This is a genomic window from Mucilaginibacter sp. OK098 (assembly GCF_900142915.1).
GTDB lineage: Bacteria > Bacteroidota > Bacteroidia > Sphingobacteriales > Sphingobacteriaceae > Mucilaginibacter.
Genome location: NZ_FRCM01000006.1, coordinates 13,503 through 33,556 on the forward strand (window position 1 = coordinate 13,503; position 20,054 = coordinate 33,556).

18 protein-coding genes and 1 pseudogene are annotated in these 20,054 nt (G+C 40.0%); 10 read left to right on the plus strand and 9 right to left on the minus strand.

The features are described from left to right. Together BUE31_RS31135 and BUE31_RS19810 are read left to right on the plus strand one after the other, a co-directional pair. Positions 1-321: pseudogene (locus tag BUE31_RS31135) on the plus strand (hypothetical protein); the annotation flags it as partial. Positions 322-354: 33 nt separating this feature from the next. Further along, positions 355-2,451: a M56 family metallopeptidase gene (locus BUE31_RS19810; protein WP_073405582.1), complete on the plus strand. Its 2,097-nt coding sequence runs from the start codon at positions 355-357 to the stop codon at positions 2,449-2,451. Between the two features lie 239 nt (positions 2,452-2,690). Here the strand turns inward: BUE31_RS19810 and BUE31_RS19815 are convergent, their stop codons facing one another. Further along, positions 2,691-3,140 (minus strand): hypothetical protein, encoded by a 450-nt coding sequence (locus tag BUE31_RS19815; RefSeq protein WP_073405583.1) that lies wholly within the window; start codon positions 3,138-3,140, stop codon positions 2,691-2,693. A 491-nt stretch (positions 3,141-3,631) separates the two neighbouring features. On the opposite strand from BUE31_RS19815, the gene recN reads away from it, so the two are divergent. After that, a complete protein-coding gene (gene recN / locus BUE31_RS19820; RefSeq protein WP_073405584.1) occupies positions 3,632-5,323 on the plus strand; it encodes a DNA repair protein RecN in 1,692 nt (563 codons plus the stop codon). 398 nt (positions 5,324-5,721) lie between these two features. Here recN and BUE31_RS19825 read toward each other — a convergent pair whose 3' ends face one another. Continuing rightward, complete coding sequence (locus tag BUE31_RS19825; protein ID WP_073405585.1) at positions 5,722-6,312, minus strand: hypothetical protein; 591 nt, start codon at positions 6,310-6,312, stop codon at positions 5,722-5,724. Next, on the minus strand, positions 6,302-6,772 hold the full coding sequence (locus BUE31_RS19830; protein WP_073405586.1) for an RNA polymerase sigma factor: 471 nt from the start codon (positions 6,770-6,772) through the stop codon (positions 6,302-6,304). The genes BUE31_RS19825 and BUE31_RS19830 overlap by 11 nt, the downstream gene beginning before the upstream one ends. Positions 6,773-7,009: 237 nt before the next feature. Between BUE31_RS19830 and BUE31_RS19835 the strand changes: the two genes are divergently transcribed. After that, complete coding sequence (locus tag BUE31_RS19835; protein ID WP_073405587.1) at positions 7,010-7,822, plus strand: enoyl-ACP reductase FabI; 813 nt, start codon at positions 7,010-7,012, stop codon at positions 7,820-7,822. A 125-nt stretch (positions 7,823-7,947) separates the two neighbouring features. On the opposite strand, the gene BUE31_RS30765 is transcribed toward BUE31_RS19835, so the two are convergent. Next, positions 7,948-8,358: a hypothetical protein gene (locus BUE31_RS30765; RefSeq protein WP_143167193.1), complete on the minus strand. Its 411-nt coding sequence runs from the start codon at positions 8,356-8,358 to the stop codon at positions 7,948-7,950. Positions 8,359-8,502: 144 nt separating this feature from the next. Between BUE31_RS30765 and BUE31_RS19845 the strand changes: the two genes are divergently transcribed. Continuing rightward, a complete protein-coding gene (locus BUE31_RS19845; protein ID WP_073405589.1) occupies positions 8,503-9,627 on the plus strand; it encodes a carboxypeptidase-like regulatory domain-containing protein in 1,125 nt (374 codons plus the stop codon). 62 nt (positions 9,628-9,689) lie between these two features. Here the strand turns inward: BUE31_RS19845 and BUE31_RS19850 are convergent, their stop codons facing one another. From BUE31_RS19850 to BUE31_RS19865, 4 genes are all read right to left on the minus strand, one after another. Next, complete coding sequence (locus tag BUE31_RS19850) at positions 9,690-12,404, minus strand: TonB-dependent receptor plug domain-containing protein (RefSeq protein ID WP_234997874.1); 2,715 nt, start codon at positions 12,402-12,404, stop codon at positions 9,690-9,692. A gap of 176 nt (positions 12,405-12,580) precedes the next feature. Beyond that, the gene (dcd, locus tag BUE31_RS19855; RefSeq protein ID WP_073405590.1) at positions 12,581-13,117 is read right to left on the minus strand and encodes a dCTP deaminase; all 537 of its coding nucleotides are present in this window, start codon (positions 13,115-13,117) and stop codon (positions 12,581-12,583) included. A 228-nt stretch (positions 13,118-13,345) separates the two neighbouring features. Beyond that, a complete protein-coding gene (locus BUE31_RS19860) occupies positions 13,346-14,539 on the minus strand; it encodes a Gfo/Idh/MocA family protein (protein WP_073405591.1) in 1,194 nt (397 codons plus the stop codon). Between the two features lie 138 nt (positions 14,540-14,677). After that, positions 14,678-15,523: a phytanoyl-CoA dioxygenase family protein gene (locus tag BUE31_RS19865; protein WP_073405592.1), complete on the minus strand. Its 846-nt coding sequence runs from the start codon at positions 15,521-15,523 to the stop codon at positions 14,678-14,680. A gap of 99 nt (positions 15,524-15,622) precedes the next feature. On the opposite strand from BUE31_RS19865, the gene BUE31_RS19870 reads away from it, so the two are divergent. From BUE31_RS19870 to BUE31_RS19890, 5 genes are read left to right on the plus strand one after another with little or no spacing between them, the layout of a single operon-like run. Then, positions 15,623-16,258: a 4'-phosphopantetheinyl transferase family protein gene (locus BUE31_RS19870; RefSeq protein WP_073405593.1), complete on the plus strand. Its 636-nt coding sequence runs from the start codon at positions 15,623-15,625 to the stop codon at positions 16,256-16,258. Positions 16,259-16,261: 3 nt separating this feature from the next. Next, positions 16,262-16,987 (plus strand): lipoyl(octanoyl) transferase LipB, encoded by a 726-nt coding sequence (gene lipB, locus BUE31_RS19875; RefSeq protein WP_073405594.1) that lies wholly within the window; start codon positions 16,262-16,264, stop codon positions 16,985-16,987. Continuing rightward, positions 16,984-17,712 (plus strand): SGNH/GDSL hydrolase family protein, encoded by a 729-nt coding sequence (locus tag BUE31_RS19880; protein WP_073405595.1) that lies wholly within the window; start codon positions 16,984-16,986, stop codon positions 17,710-17,712. Before lipB ends, BUE31_RS19880 begins: the two co-directional genes overlap by 4 nt. A gap of 55 nt (positions 17,713-17,767) precedes the next feature. Next, positions 17,768-18,178, plus strand: coding sequence for a type II RES/Xre toxin-antitoxin system antitoxin (locus BUE31_RS19885; protein ID WP_073405596.1), 411 nt, complete (start codon positions 17,768-17,770; stop codon positions 18,176-18,178). Further along, complete coding sequence (locus BUE31_RS19890) at positions 18,175-18,636, plus strand: RES family NAD+ phosphorylase (protein ID WP_073405597.1); 462 nt, start codon at positions 18,175-18,177, stop codon at positions 18,634-18,636. The genes BUE31_RS19885 and BUE31_RS19890 overlap by 4 nt, the downstream gene beginning before the upstream one ends. Before the next feature lie 73 nt (positions 18,637-18,709). Here BUE31_RS19890 and BUE31_RS19895 read toward each other — a convergent pair whose 3' ends face one another. After that, on the minus strand, positions 18,710-20,026 hold the full coding sequence (locus BUE31_RS19895) for an aminotransferase class V-fold PLP-dependent enzyme (RefSeq protein WP_073405598.1): 1,317 nt from the start codon (positions 20,024-20,026) through the stop codon (positions 18,710-18,712). Positions 20,027-20,054 lie beyond the last annotated feature (28 nt).

The following is a 20,054-nucleotide window of genomic DNA, read 5'->3' on the forward strand; positions in this document are numbered from 1 at the left end:
CAAATGTTAGCCATGAAGAAACAGGGTGAAGAAATGAAAAAGCATTTCGACAGCCCCGAGTGGAAAGCCCAGATGGAACAAATGAAGAAACAAGGCGAGCTGATAAAAAAACAATTTGACAGCCCAGAGTGGAAAGCCCAGATGGAACAAATAAAGAAACAGGGTGAGCTGATGAAAAAACAGTTCAACAGCCCTGAGTGGAAAAAGAATATGAAAGGCAGAAAATGGATCTTAAAAGATTCGGTAGGCGGTGTAAAGATCTACGCGCCAAAAGATACTGATGAAAAGAATGACCAGCCTGTTAAAGAAGATCAGCAATAAACCAGGATAATATTAACGCTAAGCTTTAATACAATGCAAAACATATTGTATAACATCAGCCAGGTTTTAGGGATTACCATAATCCATTCCTTATGGCAGGGTTTGCTCATCTATTTTGCGCTCAGGTTAGCGTTAATGTTCTCGGGGCAGTTATCAGCATCAAAAAAATATGTGTTTGCCGTGATAAGCCTGTTTGCCATAACCGGCTGGTTTGGATATACGCTTATTAACGAGATAAATATTTACAACTGGCTGGCAGTTGCTCCTTCAAAGCTATCAGTTTTACCTTTGCTTACTGAATTACCATCGGGAATCAGCCAGTTTAATGATCAAACTGTACGCTATTATTATAGTATTGAAGAATACCTACCTTATATAACTGCCATATATGTTGCCGGCTTGTTGTTTAACACCGGCAGGTTGGTACTGGCGCGAAAAAAAATAAGCGCCATAAAGCAAAACCTGGGTATTGATAATGCACTGCAGCAAACTGTAAACAAGTTTACCGGAATGCTCAATATCCCTAAAAATGTAAAGGTAGGGTTAAGCAAGCTGGTTGATGTGCCCTGTATGGTTGGCTACTTTAAACCGGTGATCCTGCTGCCATTTGCTTTGGCTACTTATCTGTCTGCCGAAGAAATTGAAGCTATATTATTGCATGAGCTTGCCCATATTAAGCGTAACGACTACCTGGTAAATATGATACAACAGGTTATATCAATCCTGCTGTTCTTTAATCCGTGTGCGCTACTGATAAACAAGATCATAAACGAAGAACGTGAGAACTGCTGCGACGACCTGGTTGTAAAGGCCACCGCAGACCCTATCATCTATGCAAAAGCTTTATTGAAGCTGGAGCAAACCCGCCAAAACGACTGGCAGCTAGCGCTGGCCGCAACCGGCAAAAAGTACCAATTACTAAACAGAATTGAAAGAATCATGAAAACCAAGAAACAACTACCCAGCCTGCGCCCAACATTGTTGGCCATGCTTATATTAACCATGGGCATATGTGCCATGGCCCTGCTTAAACCTGAAGTGGCACAGGGAAAAATTTCTGTAAAAGCCCTTACCCCTATAATTAATGAACTGCTTGCCGATACCGGTCGTAAAGTGGCTGTAAAAAAATCAACACACCTGCGGGCTCATCCGGCAAAGAAAGTTGCACATGCCGTTAAGCCGAATGATGACAGCGACAACAATGACAGCTATACTGATAGCTACGCCAATGAAGACGGCGATAAAAAGATGCAGGCTTTAAGCGCCGAGATACAAAGACACTCACAAGCAGTTACCGCATATTATCAGAGTGATGAATTTAAAAAGGCGCAACACGAATTGGAAGAAAATGGTAAAGTGATCCAGGATTTTTACAACCGCCCGGAGTTGAAAAAATTACAGGAGGAGTTGTCAAACGCCAGCCACGACTATTCAAAAAACTTTGGCGAAACCGACAAAATAAAAGCGATTACCGAGCAAATGGGTGAAAAAGGCCGCAAGATAGGTGCTTACTATAGAACGCCCGAGTTCAAGAAAATGAACAATGAGCTGAAAAAGAAATACGGCATTCCTGAAAACTATTATTACGATGACAGGGACCGGGAAAGTGATAACTACAAAAAATACCAGGCCGAACTGGACACCCATATTCCATCAGATATTAAATTGACACAGGAAGATTTAAAAAAGATGGGCGAGCAGGTGAGCGCACATTATGAATCACCTGAATTTAAAGCTCAAAATAAAAAGGTCCAGATGCTGGGTGATAGTTTGAGAAGAGCCTATGATGACCCTGCTATAAAAGAAAAACAAAAGGACATGGACAGGCTAAGCCGCCAAATGAGTCACTTTCAAAATAACGCCGAAATAAAAAATGAGCAGCGGCTATTGGAACAGGCCGTTAAAAAGATGACTGCTTACGAGCACAGCCCGGAATTCAGAAAATACTTAAAATCAAAAATGAACTATAGTTTTGATTTTAACTATAATAATGATGAGAATGAAAAGTCGGAAAAGGTAGAAAAAGCCGACAAACAGGAACGGCACGAAAAAAGACAAAAAGCCGAGAAGGTTGAAAGAAAAGAAAAGGCTGATAAAGCTGAGAAAGCAGAAAAATCAGAAGATGAGTAATAAGGTATAATTACCCTAATTACATACTGTAACTGCCCAAAGCGGGTAAACTCATAACACATCCCTTGCGATTAAAGCTGCAAGGGATGTATTATTTAATAAGGTTTCCTCTAAAAATAAAGTAATTAGAACAACATTGTTTTTCGGTTAGTACTTAAGTTTGACCCATAAGAAGTTTTAGTATACTCCATGCGGACAATTTTAGAAGAATCTCAATTTTATGTTTGCTTGTATTCTTATTAAAAATTTCTCCACACCCTATCTTCCTTGAATTTGATATGATCTTTATCAAAGCAATTGATCAGAGCATACATGGCAGCAAACATATAGCCTATAGCTTGCGAATCGACAGGGTGATAGCTTCCATCATTTATTTCAAATATTAACGCAATTGACTCCCCTTTAATACCTGCAAAGTAATCTATAAAATATTCAAGCACTTTTTTGATAGCCGTCTTTGCACCATATTCGTCCGGCAACTGTTCTTGCGTTAAATTCCAAATCATCTTACTTTCTTGGTTTGATGATTTATACATTTTGATTTGAATATGGCCATATTTGGTGTGCATAGCACCTAAATGAATCCCTTTTCCTTCTACGGGGCTTAAATCCCAACTAACTAAATATTGATTTATATTAGAGAGTCTGTAGGCATCAAACACTGTTTTTCTTAGAAAAATTTCTTCCACGCTATTGGTTTTTATAGAAATTTAAATCTATTAATAATTAAGCTAAGCTACTAATCATCTAATATTAAAAATCAACGTTACCTTTTGTAAATCACTAAAACATATCTGGGAAAATTACGTAATTACACCCCAATTTCTTATAAAACAAGTTTCCTCTGCGTTCTCACGGAAAAAGCCTGGGTGCTATCCGCAGTTTGGGCAACTTGGGTTTCAGATTTTTTATCCTATTACCTTTTCCGTCCTTTTAGTTTTTTTAGTCAGTATTGGTTTGAAGCCATAATTCCTGCGCCTTATGATATAACGCTGCCTTGGCCTCATAAATATCCTCCATCTTTTCTATGAAGTACATTTTTATGAGCCCGGGTGTTTTCAAATGATGATATTTAGGTTGATAAGTTTTAAAAAAAACAACCGCTCACTTAATCAACTCAATCTAACTTAATCAACTAAAACTCCTAATTTAGTACCTTTAAAACAGAGGTACTTTTTTTATGCTTCAGAAGCTCAGTATTAATAATTACGCATTAATTGATAACCTTGAAATTAGTTTCGACGGTGGTTTAAATATCCTTACAGGTGAAACCGGGGCGGGAAAATCAATCATATTAGGTGCTCTTTCCCTTATTTTAGGGCAGCGTGCCGAGAGTCGCTATTTTTTTAACCAGCAAAAAAAATGTGTTATTGAAGGCACATTCAAAATTGGTGCATTCCATTTAAAACATTTTTTTGAGGATAACGACCTGGATTATGAAGCCGAAACGGTTTTAAGGCGCGAGATCTCTGCCGATGGTAAATCACGGGCATTTGTAAATGATACCCCTGTTAATTTAAATTCGCTTAAAGCCTTAGGTGAAAAACTGATAGATATCCACTCGCAACATGCCACCCTGGAAATTAACGACCCTGAGTTTCAACTGCTGGTGGTTGATGCCGTTGCCAAACACGATGATCTGTTAAGCGATTACAGGTCAAAATTCCGTGCATACAAAAAATCGACAGCAAAGCTGCAACAGCTTATTGAGGAAAGTGATAAAGCAAAAGCCGATTTGGATTATTACCAGTTTCAGTTTGATGAGCTCGAAAAAGCAGCAATTGTAGCAGATGAGCAGGAATTGTTGGAGCAGGAACTTTATTCGCTCAACAACGCAGGCGAGATAAAACGGAACCTGCTGGGCGCTTTTTACTTAATGGAAGATGGCGAAGCATCTGCCATTATTCAGTTACGTGAGGCCGGTCACCAGCTTTTAGCCCTGGAAAAATTCAATCTGTTAATTGCAGAACTGCACCAAAGATTAAACAGCGCGGTTATTGAATTAAAAGACATAGCCGCTGAAATAGAAACCATTGAACAGCGTACGCACACTAACGAAGCAAGGGCTGAAGAAGTGAATACCCGCCTGAGCCTGATCTATAACCTGCAGAAGAAACACCGTGTTGATACCAATGCCGAACTACTGCTGCTCCAGGATGAGCTTTCAGATAAAATACAACAAGCCGTTTTTGGCGATGAGGCGATTGAGAAGCTAAGGGCTCAACTTGGATTAGATAGAAAAGAGCTTGAAGAATTAGCGGCCCAATTATCGGCTAACCGCAAAAAAGTTATTCCTGCAATAGAAAAACAAGTATTGCAAACATTAGGTGAAATGGGTATGAATAACTCCAACCTAAAAATTGAGCTATCCACTCCCGCAGGACATAACTCTCCGCCGGGTAGCGGAGGTTTGGGGGCTGACGGAATTGACCACGTTCGTTTTTTGTTTACTGCGAATAAAGGCCATGCGCTATCCGAAATGAGTAAGGTAGCATCTGGAGGTGAGCTTTCAAGGCTAATGCTAAGCATTAAATCATTAATAGCACAAAACACCGCATTGCCTACTATAATTTTTGATGAGATAGATACCGGAGTGTCCGGCGAGGTGGCTAACCAGGTAGGCCAGATAATGGAAAAACTTGCTGATAACTTACAGGTGATCACTATTACCCACCTGCCGCAAATTGCCAGCAAAGGCCAGAGTCATTATTTTGTTTACAAAGATGACGAGGCGGCAACCACCTATACCCGCATTAAGCAGTTAAATAAGGAAGAGCGGATTTTAGAGATAGCCAAAATGTTAAGCGGCGATAAGCCGGGCGAAAGTGCATTACAAAATGCAAGGGAATTGCTAAGCCCCCTGGCCCCCTGAAGGGGGAATGACAAGAAAAAGGGTGCCATGCTGAGGCACTCGAAGCATGCGGGCAAAGGCCTCAGCACCGTGCTTAGCAAGCGGATAGGCCACTGCGCTCATCCTTCGAGTGCCTGCCAATGACAAGTTTCAACACCGTCAGATTTACGAAGTTTTTAAAACTTCGTAAATCTTTATACCCCGTGTCATTTCTCCTTCAGACTTCCCCGGAGTTTATATCTCAGGATGACATCCCATTTAGTGCCCTTGTTGGTGTTGTCACCAACGAGTTGGATGAAGCTTTTGCATTTGAGAATCAGCCGCATGCTAAGTACACCATGTTTCATACCACAGGCCCTGCGTTTTGTTGGTGACAACACCAACAAAGGCGTAAAATAATAAAAAGCCTCAATTCCCAATCAATCCAATAACTGCTTGTTAACCACTTCCAGCCTGGTAATAATATCATTAATAGCGCTTAGTTGTTTCTTAACGGTCTTTGCGCGGATATAAAACCAGTTAAAAGCTATCCAGGCGAATGTTATTCCATAGGCAGTTAATTGGAAAGTAAGACTTCCACGCCCGGCATACTCTATCATGTAAAGGAAAATACCAAGGGATAAAAAGATGAAGTAACCGGTAAGCATGGTTTTATTTAAAAACTCCTGCTTTTGTTTAATACGGATCATCTGTGCCAAAAAATGCTGGCTATCGGTTTCCACGTTGGTTTTTGCCAGCAAGGGAACCATTTGATTGGTGGTTGCCAGGAACATAACAATAGCCGTGATAACCAGTGTTAATCCAATTTTTGTAGTGATTAGCTGCGGCTGGTAATACCACCAGATAAATATCATAAAAGCAACAGTTAATGATAATAAGAGATTCCCCCGCCAGATCTTATTGCGTGTTTTGCGGTTGAGCTGATCTGCTTTTGCAAAAATCTCGCTTATATCCGGTGCGCTGGACTTTCCGCGATTCCATAGCTCTTTAAAATCTATGTTATTGCTCATATTGTTTAAATTTTTGAGTCAGCTTTTCTTTTATCCTGAATACTTTAACCCTTACATTGCTTTCTGAAAGCCCGGTTATTTTGGCTATTTCGGCTTGTTTTACATCCTCCAGTTCCAATGAAATAATTATACGGTCGGTTTCCGGCAACTCCGCAATACATTTATATAAAAGTTTACTTTGCCATTCTTTATCCGGATCGGGCTTATACTCAATTTGCTCCGGCAGCTCAGTTGTGGGCATCCGGTTTTGCCGCTCAATTTGGCGCAGGCAATTATTTGAAGCTATCCGGTAGATCCAGGTGCCAATAGCAGATTCATTTCTAAAATTTGGCAGTTGCTTCCATATAATAATGAAGATTTCCTGCGCAATATCTTTTGCCCAGTCGGCATCATTAACATAACCCATACAAATCCTGAATACTTTATTCCAATAATCCCGGTAAATATCTTCAAACACCATAAGGGGTTTTATTTTGCAATTTGTTTACTGTACAACAAAATATGTTTATAGCTAATACAAGTAATATACATTATTTTCTTACCCTCATTTTGTTTGATTTTGCTGTTAGATACGGTGAGCTATAAAATGCTACAGTAATAAATGATTTATTTTTTCAGATAAATTCTATCAGTAAAGCGAAAATTCTCAATACCAATAATTAATTTTAATTTTATCGCGATAATCAAAATCACTAAAATGGCTTATAACTTATTAAAAGGTAAAAAAGGAATAATTTTTGGCGCTCTGAATGAGCAATCAATAGCCTGGAAAGTAGCTCAGCGAGCTGTACAGGAAGGTGCGGAAATTATTTTGAGCAACGCCCCTATTGCTTTACGCATGGGCGAGTTAAATAAACTGGGCGAAGAATGCAATGCCCCTATTATTGGTGCCGATGTAACCAATAATGACGACCTGGTTAACCTGTTTACCAAATCACAGGAACATTTTGGCGGCGGTGTTGATTTTATATTGCACTCTATTGGGATGAGCGTCAACCTTCGTAAAAATGTTCCCTACGTTGAAAATAATTATGACTTTACCCATAAAGGGTTTGATATATCGGCCCTAAGCCTGCACCGCGTATTGCAAACCGCAATGAAAATGGATGCAATAAACGAATGGGGGTCAGTACTGGCTTTAACTTATATTGCTGCACAGCGTGTATTCCCTGATTATAATGACATGGCTGATAACAAAGCTTACTTAGAAAGCATTGCACGCAGCTTTGGTTATTACTACGGTAAAAAGAAACATGTACGCATCAATACCATATCACAGTCGCCAACCCGCACAACAGCAGGATCGGGTGTTAAAGGGTTTGAAGGATTTATAAGTTATGCCGAAAAAATGAGCCCATTGGGTAATGCCAGTTCAGATCAATGCGCCGACTATTGTGTAAGTATGTTCTCTGATCTTACCAAAATGGTAACTATGCAAAACCTGTTTCACGATGGCGGTTTCTCTTTTACAGGGGTAACTGATGAAGTGATTGAGCAGATGGAGAAGTAGGTTGTAGTGATTAGAGACTGGAGGTTAGAGATTAGTTTTTTGTCCTCCCGAAGCCCGAAGAATAAAAAAGCCTTTGCAATTAGTTTGCAAAGGCTTTTCCTTTTCAATTAGATGCTCTTCTATTATTAATTACTGGATGCCACCAACACAATTTTCGCATCAATCACGTCAGTAGGCTTAATAGGCGTTGTTCCGTTGGGTGCCTGCGCATAGATTGCTAAACTTCCCGGATTGTAAGTAAAGCTAAAAGATGTTCCTCCATAAACTTCGGGCAATTGCTCATACACCTCATCATTAGGATTTGAGTTTGGATAAGATATGGAAACTATTACGCCGCCAAAATGATTAAAATCAGTCCCTATCTCATCCATTTTTAAAGCTGCCGAATAAGATGTTCCGTCTGATGATAAAGTCCAATCCGAAGGATTTATTGTTCTAAAAACCGTTAGATTCGGATTAGGAGTAATATACTTTTTAGTACATGAAGATGCTGCCAATACTATAACGCAGCCGATGATAGATAAGATTCGTTTCATATGTATGTTGTTTATTTATATACTAAGAACAACGTTTTTAAAAAAGGTTTAATATAAATTTTAACTTTTTTTTAAAATCCTGTTTATCAAGCAAAAATAAAACTCTTTTTTTGCTTAAACTAATTATTTAGTTAATTTTAAAGCATGAGATGGTCATGTTTCCTTATTTTATTTTTATTACCCGTTACCTGTTTTGCGCAATATGTAATTACAGGTAAGGTTTTAAACAGTGCAGATAAAACACCTGTAGCCAATGCCAGTGTATTTTTAAATAATGCAGTGGCGGGAAGTAAAACGGATGACAAAGGCGCCTTTACAATAACAAATGTAAGATCAGGCCAGTATGACCTGGTGGTATCAAGCCTTGGCTTTGAAACTTCACATCAAAACATTATGATAAATGGCGATATCAGGCTAACCGATATTGGCCTGGCTCCCAAAATAATGATGTTGCAGGAAGTGCACATTAAACCCAAAGGCGATTGGGCAAAAAATTATGAAAAGTTTAAGCAATGCTTTTTTGGCAATTCAGCCTATGCGCAGCAATGTAAAATATTAAATAAAAATTTGGAAGACTTGCTCGACCTTGACTACAATAGTAAAACCAGGGTGTTCACTGCCAGGTCGGCTGATTTTTTAGAAATAGAGAATAAAGCTTTAGGCTATAAAATAAGATACCTGCTCCAGGAGCTTAAAAGTGATGGCATTGCTAATATTAATTATTACGAAGGTACAGCTGCGTTCGAGGAGCTTAAAGGTTCAACATCGCAAATTCGAAAATGGAAAAAGAACAGGTTGAGTGCTTATGAAGGCTCCAGTATGCATTTTTTGCGGTCGGTTATTGCCAATAATTTTAACAATGAGGGGTTTAAAGTATTGCGATTGATAAGGAAACCTAACCCTGACTATAAAGGCTTCGGCGCTAAATACAACCAAACCCTGGTTAATACCCCGATGGATGTGAGAGATTTTGTAAAGGTTACCGATGTTACGGGAGAATATGCTTTAAGTTTCAGTGACTGCCTTTACGTAATGTATGACAAAAAAAGAGCTCATATAAGTGATAAGGATTCGAAAAACTTATTGCTCAGTCCCGATTTTATGGACGATCCGTTAACCACTACCCTGATTTTTAATGAACAGAATGCTTTTTTTGATAATAACGGGATAATAATAAACCCTTTAAGCCTTCTTTTTGATGGCAACTGGGGCCGCAGGTTAATAGCTGAACTTTTACCGGTTGATTATGTGCTGGGGAATGGTGATTAGAAACCAGAGATTGGAGGTCAGAGATTAGTTGCGTCGTGGCCTAATCTCTGATCTCGAAATACTTACTCAACTTTATATTTAAACACTTGTCTGCCTAAATTGCCATCACTGTCAATACCTTCTACAACTACACGATAGATTCCTTTGCCATCAGCATTAAAATAACTGAACGAAGCTTTACCGCTCTTATTTGTAATAAAGTTGGGGTTCCAATAGATAGTGCTGCGCAGATCAGGTAATTGTTTATCTGTTTTAGGATTATCATGCTGCGGCGAATAAAAGTCACGTACTTTATAATATCCTTTAGGCGTATAAGTAATAACACCCGGAGCATAACGCTCATAGGAGGTCATTGCATCCCTGCCCCTTTTGCTTGTTATTAACAAGATCCCATTTGCGCCGCGGCTTCCGTAAATGGCTGTATGTGACGGTCCCAGCAAAACCTCAACGCTTTGAATGTTATTTGGGTTTATATCGCTAAAAAGATCATTGTCAATAAAGTTACCATCAAGTACTATAGCCATTGCCGCATTTGCGCGATTATTATAAGGTATATTATTACGAAAGGTGACGCCAGCAATAAGACCCTGTAAGCAGTTGGTAAGAAAACCACCGCAGTTTCCCAGCCTGTCAGCAGTAACAACATCGTCTGCATTCCCCGGCCCGTTTAAATTTTCCGAGTACGGTATCATGTACTTTCTTGCCTTAACTACTACTTCCTTTAATATGATAGGCCGTTTTACTATACCGGCTTTTAGCTCACTATCATACAAAGCCTTACTGCTTTGTAAATATTGCGACAAGCCATCATTAATGTTTACCTGCATATCAGCTGCATTTTTGTTAGGCCCTACCGCTTGAGGAATAATATTGTCAAGATCTATTTGTACATTTTTGCGGTCTTTGGCCGATCGCGCCTGGATCAGAAACTTTGTACTGTCTTTAAATACCAACCCGTTAAAGGAAAATGCGCCCGAATTATCAGCAACAGTATCTCTAAAAAAGAAACCACCCTTATTGCTTAGTATTTTAACGCCCCCATTAGGCAAGGGTTTACCACCCATTGTTTTTATATGCCCAACTATGCTTAATGATTTTTCGGCGGGGTAGGCATCCTGCGGGATACTGTTATTCAACAGCTGTTTCCATTCAAATCTCCGGTATCCCTGGGTAAGCATCAGTACGTCCAGGTCAGCCTGTGTTGTTTCGTTGATATTTGTAAAGTAATAATTAGGCTTTTCTACGTAACCTTTAAGATCCGAGGTAAGGAGCAGGTTTGATAAGATAGTACTTTCTGAAATTTCATCAACCGACACATTTGATTCGTTTGTTACCGATACAGAAAAACTTCCTGTAACCGGCTTATCCTCTTTGTCTTTTGCATTAACTTCAATTTTTATTTTCTGCCTGGGCGAATAGCTTTCCTTTTCGGATGTTACATTTAATTTAAGCTGATCTGGATTTGAAACAAATACTACGCGCTCATTTAACGGTTCACCGGTTGGGGAAAACAAGGTAAACTGAACAATTCCCGAAGGAAATTTACTTTTAGGGATATGTGCCATAAATGGTTTGCCGGCTTCGCTTTTTCCGGCATAGCAAATAACACCGTTAACATGAGCTATTACACTCATTGGCCCGGTTTGAACCGTGGTTGAAGCTATCGGCCCCGGTAAAACCCTTAAACTAAAATGGGAAGGTCCGGCGTTCGAAACAATTAAAGAATAACCCTGTTCGGTTGCTTTTGGCAGCTCAACAGTATTTTCCGAACCATCCGCATAAGTAAGCTTTGCTTTGTAGGTTTTATTACTTTCGGGCGTCAGGCTAAACACTCCCATGCCCAAATGCGTGGTAATAATTTCTGCCACCTGGTTATTCTGATCATCAGTAACCACACCTTTTACAACTGCCCCGAGGCCATCGGAGCCTATAGCTTTAAATGCTATTTTTGAAGGATTTCCCGTTACCAGGTTACCACCTTCAGGAAAAAACTGTACATCCACTTTATCTGAGGTCGCCTTTATTACAATTGATTTGATAACTGATTCTTTATCATCAACTTTTAAAGTGGTAATAATGCGGCCGGATTTTAATAGACCCGCTGAGATATTAGCAAAGCTGATATTAAGGTTTCCCTTGTCATCAGTTTGGCCTTTGCCCTTACCTATCGTTTTAGCGCCTGCTATCACTTCATAGCTTACCGGTTTACCGGTGTAAGGCTTGCCATCAATATCACTGTAATTTATTGCTGCATTTATTTTTTGCTGTCCGTTTTGGGTGCTGAAGCTATAATTGGTTTTTGTAAATACGGCATTGTTTATTGCATTAACAACTGTTATAGTTTTATTAAAAAAATAATCCTCGCCGGCATTGCGCATCCAGTTGGTGTAAGCTCTAACACTATAATTACCTTCTTTAAGTGAATCTGGCAGTACAAAATCACCCCAACTTGTACCACTCTCTATCGGAAGCTTTATGCTTTTCTTAACTGAGTCGCGGTCATCAATCAAGTCTACATTCAGTACCCCGCTTAATGCCGATAGTTGATGCCTGCTGGCTATTACATCATATGCTTTAAACCAAATTGTATCTCCAATAGCGTAATAGGGTTTGTCAAATTGCAGGTAAACTTTTTCCAGTGGATGGTTAGAGAGCCACTCTTCTAATTGTGCAGCAATTTTAGCTATGGGGTCGTCGTCAATTTTGGTAAAACCCCATAAGGCTGTAACACTGATTATTAAAAGTAAACTCGCGATTATTTTCCTGTATTTTATCATGATAAGTGCTTGGAAATCTGAATCTAATAAATATACCTATCAAAAACATGCAACAAATCCGTTACAATACAGAGCGCACTGTCTATCAATACTTTGAACTAAACACTTAGTGCATATTAGCCCAGTGGACTATAATTGATGGCAGATAAATTTTGATGTAGTCTATTAGAAATTGATTAAAACACATTCTTCCACATCATGCTCTCCACCGGTTTGGTAGATGGGGTATTATATTTAGCGTTACCCTTGGTATTATAAAAGGTCTCTATTTCGCCCTCAACCACAAAATATATCAGCTGACCAATAGGCATACCCGGATAAATTTTAACGGGTTGGGTGCATGATATTTCCAATGTCCAGGTATTGCAAAACCCTACGTCGCCTTTGCCGGCAGTTGCATGGATATCAATCCCCAAACGGCCGGTGCTTGATTTGCCTTCCAAAAATGGCACATGGCGGTGGGTTTCAGTGTATTCAACAGTTACGCCCAGGTATAAAGTATTGGGTTGTAAAACAAAGCCATCCTTCGGAATTTCAAAATAGCTGATCTCATTGTGCAGCTTGGCATCCAGCACTCTATCCCGATAAGTGGCCAAATATTTGCCCAAGTGCACATCATAGGAGTTCGTGCCAAGGCAATCGCGGTTAAAAGGCTCAATAATAATCTGTCCCTCTTCTATTTCTTCTAAAATTCGAATATCTGATAATATCATAACGCCCTGTAACGAGGGGCTAAATTATAACTAATTGCCCGGCATGGCAATGCTATGTTACCAACAATTGTTTTAGGAAAGATGTGGAAAGTTTTGAACCATGATTTGCTTGATTAAAAGATTTAGGGATTGTTTCCTGGCGATAATTATTATGCATAAAATCGTCATGATTAGTAAATCAGGCAAATCATGGTTCAGACAAATAATCAGCTTCATCAAAAAATCAACTTAATCAGCAGTTATCTCCCTTACCACCACTTCACCGCTAACCTTATGTTTAAGGATCAGCTTATGCTCTCCTGACGGCAGGATCTCTTTTTTTATCAGGTAATAATTTTCATCATACGATGTTGTGGCCGGCCCGCTATCTTCTTCAGTGTTGCCGCGCCAGCCTTCTATTTGTACCGGCTCCCATCTGCCTGATTTTGCAGAAATATAAGCAGCATCTATTATCGCATTTACAATGTAGCCATCATAAAATGATTCCAGCGGTTCAGTTTTGTTTTCAATGGCATTAAACATATCGGTAAACATGTTGGTATAACCCAGCTCATGCACTTCATCTCCCACAGGGAACAACCATCCGCTGTTACTTTCGGCCTTTTCAGCCACATAGCCACCTTTACCGGTACTAAACATCTCAAAACCGGTTCGTAAAAAACTATTGAGCCAAATGGTGCCTTCTGTCCCCATTACTTCATCGCGCAAATCCATCCCACCTCTAAAACACCAGCTCACCTCAAACTGTCCCATTGAGCCATTGGCGTATTTTATAAGGCCTATAGCACTGTCTTCAGCTTGTATAGGATGTACCTGGGTTGCCGTCCAGCACATTACCTCGACAGGCCTGATCTCTTTACCAATAAAATTGCGAGCTATCTCAATACAATGGCAGCCAAGGTCGACCATTGCACCACCGCCCGATTGTTCACTATCCCAAAACCAATCACTATGCGGACCAGGGTGCGCCTCACGCGACTTGGCCCATAAAACCTTACCAATACTGCCATCTTTTACCGACTTCATCGACTTTAAAAACTTTGGCGTATAACACAAATCTTCCAGGTATCCGCCCATTATGCCAGCTTCTTCAACCAGATCCAGCATCCGCTTTGCCTCGGCAGCAGTACGGCCCAGGGGTTTGGTGCAAAGCACATGCTTTTTAGCTTTGGCACAGGCCGCAACAGCAGCTTCATGCAGGTTATTAGGTAATGATATAATAACTACATCCACATCATCACGACTGCATACTTCATCCATATCAGCGCTAAAAAAGGACAGCTTATAATCCTCCGCGAATTTTTTTGCTTTATCAATATTGCGGGAATAAACACTTATCAATGTGTCTTTTCCACGTTGCGCTACCAATGAGTCTGCATAAAAACGGGCAATAAAACCCGAACCAAGCATGGCAATGTTCATATTTTGGGGTTAGTTACGGTTGTAAATGTTGTAGTTGTTCCAAAGGTTGAAAACTCTAAAATCATTCTTTATTTTCAAACTATCAATCAATTTTTCAATTTTTTCATCTTCAAATTTTCAAATCAACATATCTTCAAATCAAACACTCTCCCAGCCTGTTTCCTTTAAGGCAGGGTCATTTTCTTTCTTTAAAAAATCGGCGTTTGATAATGATTCTGGCTCCCACTCTAGTATAGCTTCATCCGGCACTACATTAACCGGGACTTTGTATGAAGCAGATGTTTCGTTATAGGCCAGGTTTGATTGCAGGTTATAACAGGAAATAACCGACCATCGGGGACGGCCAGATAGGTTAGCTTCTGATCTGTGGAGCAAATTGCTGTGAAAAACAAGCGCATCACCTGGTTCTAATTCAACATAAACCAGGTCCATTGTTTTTAAGGCATTGTTAACCATCTGCATATCGGCACCCACCTGTTCGCCTGCAAACCCGTGGTTTACCCGGCCCAATTTGTGTGAGCCTTTTATCACCTGCAGGCAACCGTTTTGCTTATTGGCTTCGGTTAAAGCCACCATTACGCTTATCAATTCATCAGGGAACATAAACTGGTTTTTATACCAATAACCATAATCCTGGTGCCACTCCCATGCGCCGCCAACTTTTGGCTCTTTTTGCATCAGCTTTGAATGGAAATGACATACGGGGGCCTTATCGCCAAGTAATTGTTTTACAACGCTTACCATCCTTTGACTGCGGGTTAAATAGCCAAAAACGTCATTACCAGGGGTAAACCATAAAGAAAGCTTTGTTTTTTTACCGGATTGATCATTAAGATCAAGCGCGTTATTGCGCATGGCATTATCATCCAGGGCAGTATGATATAATTTATCAGTTTCGGCAGGCGAACAAAAACTTTTAATAATTATGTAACCATCGCGGTTATATCGCTCAACCTGTTGAGGCGTAAGTTTTTCGGTTGGCATGATGTAATTTTTTATTGATTGAGTTTATAATTGATAAAAAGCAATACAATTTAGCGTTATTTGATATAAGTTTGTCATCCTTTTTGCAATTTTACTTTTATGGCTATAGCATACAGACAGCAGGTTGACGACGATACAGAATTTGCGATCTGGAAAATTGAGGAAGAAGCTGACGAGTTATACAGCCAACTCCGTTTAGACGAACAGGAACAAGCACATTATGAAAGCCTTAAAGTTGGCAAACGTAACCTGCATTGGCTTGGTACGCGTGTTTTGCTGCGTAAAATGCTGCACACCGATGAGTATATTGATTGTAAGGTAGACTCACATGGCAAACCTTATTTGGTAAATCTCCCCTATCATATTTCTCTGAGCCACTCTTTTGATTATGCTGCCGTAATGATCAGCAAACATCCCGTAGGCATTGATATTGAGCAGGTAAAGGAAAAAGTTGAACGCATTTCCCACAAGTTTATGCGAAAGGAGGAACTGGAATTTATTAGCGAAGCAGATAAAATACAGCAGCTTTATGTTTGCTGGTGTGCAAAAGAAGCCGTTTATAAATGCTTTGGCCAAAAAGAGGTGTCATTTGCCGATAATATTTTATTGGAACCGTTTAATTTCGAAGGGCATGGCTGGGTAGATGCACGGCTGCTTAAAGGCGATATTGACATTAAATATGAGGTTGGCTACCTGCAATACCAGGACTATATGGTTGGATACGTAAAGGGATAAAAGATGAAGAACAAACAAGTATTTTTTCAGGACTGGGGACTCATTGATTATAAAGAGGCCTGGGATAAACAGGAAAGGTTGTTTGCCGATACAGTTAACCTTAAAATCCAGATCCGCAACCGCGAAGTAGCTGCGGGAGTTGAGGAAGAAGATGATACGCAAACCCCAAACTATCTTGTTTTCTGCGAACATCCGCATGTTTATACTTTAGGCAAAAGCGGAAAGCCCGAACATTTGCTTTTGGATGAACAGGCACTAAAAGAAAAACAAGCGGCTTATTACTCCATTAACCGCGGCGGTGATATTACTTATCATGGACCGGGGCAAATTGTTTCATATCCTATATTAGACCTGGATAACTTTTTTACGGATATCCACCTGTACCTGCGTACCCTTGAAGAAGCGGTAATACTTACCTTGGCCGATTATGGTTTAAAAGCAGGCCGGTACCCGGGTTATACGGGCGTTTGGTTTGATGCCGACAATGAAAATGCCCGTAAGATCTGTGCTCTTGGTGTGCGCTGCAGCCGTTGGGTAACTATGCATGGCCTTGCTTTTAACGTAAATACCAACCTTGCTTATTTTAAAAACATTGTGCCTTGCGGCATTGATGATAAAGATGTAACCAGCATGCAACGGGAACTTGGGCATGAAGTTGATATTAATGAAGTAAAAAGAATCTTAAAACATCATATTTCCGTATTGTTTAATATGGAGATGATGTTATGAAGATATTACAAATTTTTTTGATTGTTATAACTGCCTTATCGGGCTGCGCTAAAAAAGCTGTGCTACCGCCCCTGGTTGTTAAGACTGATACCACTATAACCACAAAACAGATGACAACTCCCGTCACTTACCTTGCCTTAGGCGATTCATATACTATTGGCGAAGCCGTGCCTCAAATTCAATCGTTCCCTTACCAGCTTACCAACTTATTAAATTTCTATAAGCTTGATGTGCAAACACCTGATATTATTGCTGTAACCGGCTGGACGACCGATGAATTGATAAGCGCAATTGCCCGCAGCGACTTTAAAGATAAAAAGTATGATTTTGTAACTTTACTAATCGGGGTTAATGATCAGTATCAAAAGCAGAGTAAGGACAATTACCGAATAAAGTTTGCGCAGGTTTTACGTACTGCGATCAATTTTGCGAAAGGTGATAGCAGCAAGGTTTTTGTACTGTCGATACCAGACTGGGGCGTTACGCCGTTTGCAGGTGGAAGAGATAGTGAAATAGGACCTGATATTGACCTGTTTAATGACATTAACCGCGAAGAAACTGCTAAGGCACATGTTCCTAATTATATAAATATAACTGCAATATCAAAGAGGGCCGCTACAGAGCAAACTTTAATTGCAGCTGATGGGCTGCATCCTTCAGGCGCAATGTACCAGTTATGGGTACAAGAACTTGAACCTTCTGTGAAAGAGCAATTGGAAAAATAAATTTGGAAATTAGTGACATTTGTCGTAATTTTATTGACAATTAGCGGATTCAACTATGAATAACCCCAAAAAATATGTTTTTAACGAGGAGGAGGACGAGGTAAACTTAGCCAATATGGCAAGGGAAGGTGTATCATTTTATCGCCTTACCAAGCTTTCTGAATACATTCAGCTAGGCATGCAGGAATGGGCCGAATATCTTCATCTTTCTGAACGTACCATGCAGCGGTATAAAAAAGAAGGTAAAACTTTTGATCCTATCTATTCCGAAAAAATCATAATAATTGAGCTGCTTTATAAAAAGGGCATTAATATCTTCGGCATTAAAGATAATTTTTACACTTGGATGGATACCGTAAGTGTTGCCCTGGGTGGCGTAAAACCCAAGGATATGCTTGATACTAATTTTGGTATCACCATGGTTTATGATGAACTAGGCAGGATTGAACATGGTATTTTTGCATGATCGTTTACAGGCTTGGTAAAAAGGAATATATAAATGATATTTCAGGTCGCGGCGCTGAAAAAAGCGGGGGCCGGTGGAATAACAAAGGGCTGCCTGCTTTATATACAGCCGGCTCACGTGCTTTGGCTGTGCTTGAGATAGCAGTTCACGTGCCATTGGGTATAATGCCAACGGAATATCATATGGCGACAATTGAGTTTCCTGATAACGCGAGTGTCCTGAAAATAGAAGCTACCGACCTGCCTGCAAAATGGAATAGTAATCCCCTAATTAAGGCTACTCAAAATATTGGTGATGATTTTTTGAAAGATAATAAATATTTAATATTGCAAGTTCCTTCAGCTAGTGTTAACGGCGATTTCAATTATGTTATAAACCCGGCACACCCTGATTTTAAAACAATTAAAATTAAATTTACTGAAGCTTTTGAGTTTGATTCACGCTTATTTAAAAAGTAATAAGCGGGGCAACCTGTTCTATTGACCTAATCAGAATATTCCCCCTTGCAGATACTGCTACTGTACATTAAATTTATTTACTTCCACCTGTTTTGCCTTTTGCTGCAATTTCTTCAATTGCCCTTGCAAACTTATCCAGATCATGCAAAGTGGTATAAACATGCGGTGTAACCCGTACGCAACTGATATTTTCAATATTTATACCAACAACATGGATCTTATAATTAGAAAAAAGGGCACTGTCTAATTCAGCCGGTGTCATTCCGTCAATACTAACACCACAAATGGCGCATGAGTATTTGGCATTTAACGAAGTATACAGCTTTACTTTAGGAATATGCTGAACCTTTAAAGCCCAGTAATTTTTAAGATATCTTATCCGCTCCTCTTTTCGCTTGCTGCCAATTCCTTCGTGAAAATTTATCGCCTCACCTATCCCCTGTTCAATAGGAAAACTGCGGGTGCCTAATTCTTCAAACTTCCTTATGTCCTTACTATGTGGCTCGCCGCTACTTGGTAATGGCCACACTTTTTCTATCTTTTCTTTTTTAATCCACATCATCCCGCTGCCAATTGGCGCCGAAAGAAATTTATGCAAACTGGTGCCAAAATAATCACAACCCAGATCGGGGATCTTAAAATCCATCAGGCCAAAAGAATGCGCCCCGTCAACCAATACTTCTATACCTTTTGTGTGTGCCATGTCACAGATCTTTTTCACCGGCATAATCTGCCCAACCCAATTAATTACATGGGTAATATGTAGTAATTTTGTTTTTGAGGTGATGGCATTTTCATAAGCTTTAACAAGTTCTTCATCATTTTCAGAAGGCAGGTTAAGGTTCACCTGGTTGTAAACTATCCCATCGCGCATGGCTCTTTGTTTATAGGCCTGTACCATGTGCGGGTAATCAAACTTTGTACCCACTACTTCATCGCCACTTTTTAAATCGAGGCCTAATATGATGGTGTTAAGTGCTTCAGTTGCGTTACGGTTAATGGCAATTTCTTCAGGATTTATACCTGCCAGTCCGGCCAATTTCTCGCGCAGGGGTTCACGGCCCTGATCCATAATACGCCACATAAAGTATGACGGCCCTTCATTTGCCAACTGGTTATAGCGTTCAACCGCTTGCTGCACAACCAGCGGAGATGGGGAAACACCGCCATTATTCAGGTTGATGATATTGGGGCTTACGGTATATGACCGCTGGATAACGCTCCAGTAATCTTCATCTTCTGCGGCTTGTGCCGGGCTTAGATGGTTAATTTTTTGTGAAGCCTTTTCCCAATCGGCAGCGTGCGCCTGGTTAAAAAGACTGTTTACAGAAAAAGCACCTGCAAGAGTTGCTGCCTGTTTCAAAAATACCCGGCGATCGTTTGTCATCATACAAACGAATTTAGGAATTTATGTATTG

Excerpts from the sequence above, each read along its gene's own strand:
- BUE31_RS19810 (WP_073405582.1), top strand. The coding sequence starts at position 355 with ATGCAAAACATATTGTATAACATCAGCCAGGTTTTAGGGATTACCATA.
- recN (WP_073405584.1), top strand. The coding sequence starts at position 3,632 with ATGCTTCAGAAGCTCAGTATTAATAATTACGCATTAATTGATAACCTT.
- BUE31_RS19825 (WP_073405585.1), bottom strand. The coding sequence starts at position 6,312 with ATGAGCAATAACATAGATTTTAAAGAGCTATGGAATCGCGGAAAGTCC.
- BUE31_RS19830 (WP_073405586.1), bottom strand. The coding sequence starts at position 6,772 with ATGGTGTTTGAAGATATTTACCGGGATTATTGGAATAAAGTATTCAGG.
- BUE31_RS19835 (WP_073405587.1), top strand. The coding sequence starts at position 7,010 with ATGGCTTATAACTTATTAAAAGGTAAAAAAGGAATAATTTTTGGCGCT.
- BUE31_RS30765 (WP_143167193.1), bottom strand. The coding sequence starts at position 8,358 with ATGAAACGAATCTTATCTATCATCGGCTGCGTTATAGTATTGGCAGCA.
- BUE31_RS19845 (WP_073405589.1), top strand. The coding sequence starts at position 8,503 with ATGAGATGGTCATGTTTCCTTATTTTATTTTTATTACCCGTTACCTGT.
- BUE31_RS19850 (WP_234997874.1), bottom strand. The coding sequence starts at position 12,404 with ATGATAAAATACAGGAAAATAATCGCGAGTTTACTTTTAATAATCAGT.
- dcd (WP_073405590.1), bottom strand. The coding sequence starts at position 13,117 with ATGATATTATCAGATATTCGAATTTTAGAAGAAATAGAAGAGGGACAG.
- BUE31_RS19860 (WP_073405591.1), bottom strand. The coding sequence starts at position 14,539 with ATGAACATTGCCATGCTTGGTTCGGGTTTTATTGCCCGTTTTTATGCA.
- BUE31_RS19865 (WP_073405592.1), bottom strand. The coding sequence starts at position 15,523 with ATGCCAACCGAAAAACTTACGCCTCAACAGGTTGAGCGATATAACCGC.
- BUE31_RS19870 (WP_073405593.1), top strand. The coding sequence starts at position 15,623 with ATGGCTATAGCATACAGACAGCAGGTTGACGACGATACAGAATTTGCG.
- lipB (WP_073405594.1), top strand. The coding sequence starts at position 16,262 with ATGAAGAACAAACAAGTATTTTTTCAGGACTGGGGACTCATTGATTAT.
- BUE31_RS19880 (WP_073405595.1), top strand. The coding sequence starts at position 16,984 with ATGAAGATATTACAAATTTTTTTGATTGTTATAACTGCCTTATCGGGC.
- BUE31_RS19885 (WP_073405596.1), top strand. The coding sequence starts at position 17,768 with ATGAATAACCCCAAAAAATATGTTTTTAACGAGGAGGAGGACGAGGTA.
- BUE31_RS19890 (WP_073405597.1), top strand. The coding sequence starts at position 18,175 with ATGATCGTTTACAGGCTTGGTAAAAAGGAATATATAAATGATATTTCA.
- BUE31_RS19895 (WP_073405598.1), bottom strand. The coding sequence starts at position 20,026 with ATGATGACAAACGATCGCCGGGTATTTTTGAAACAGGCAGCAACTCTT.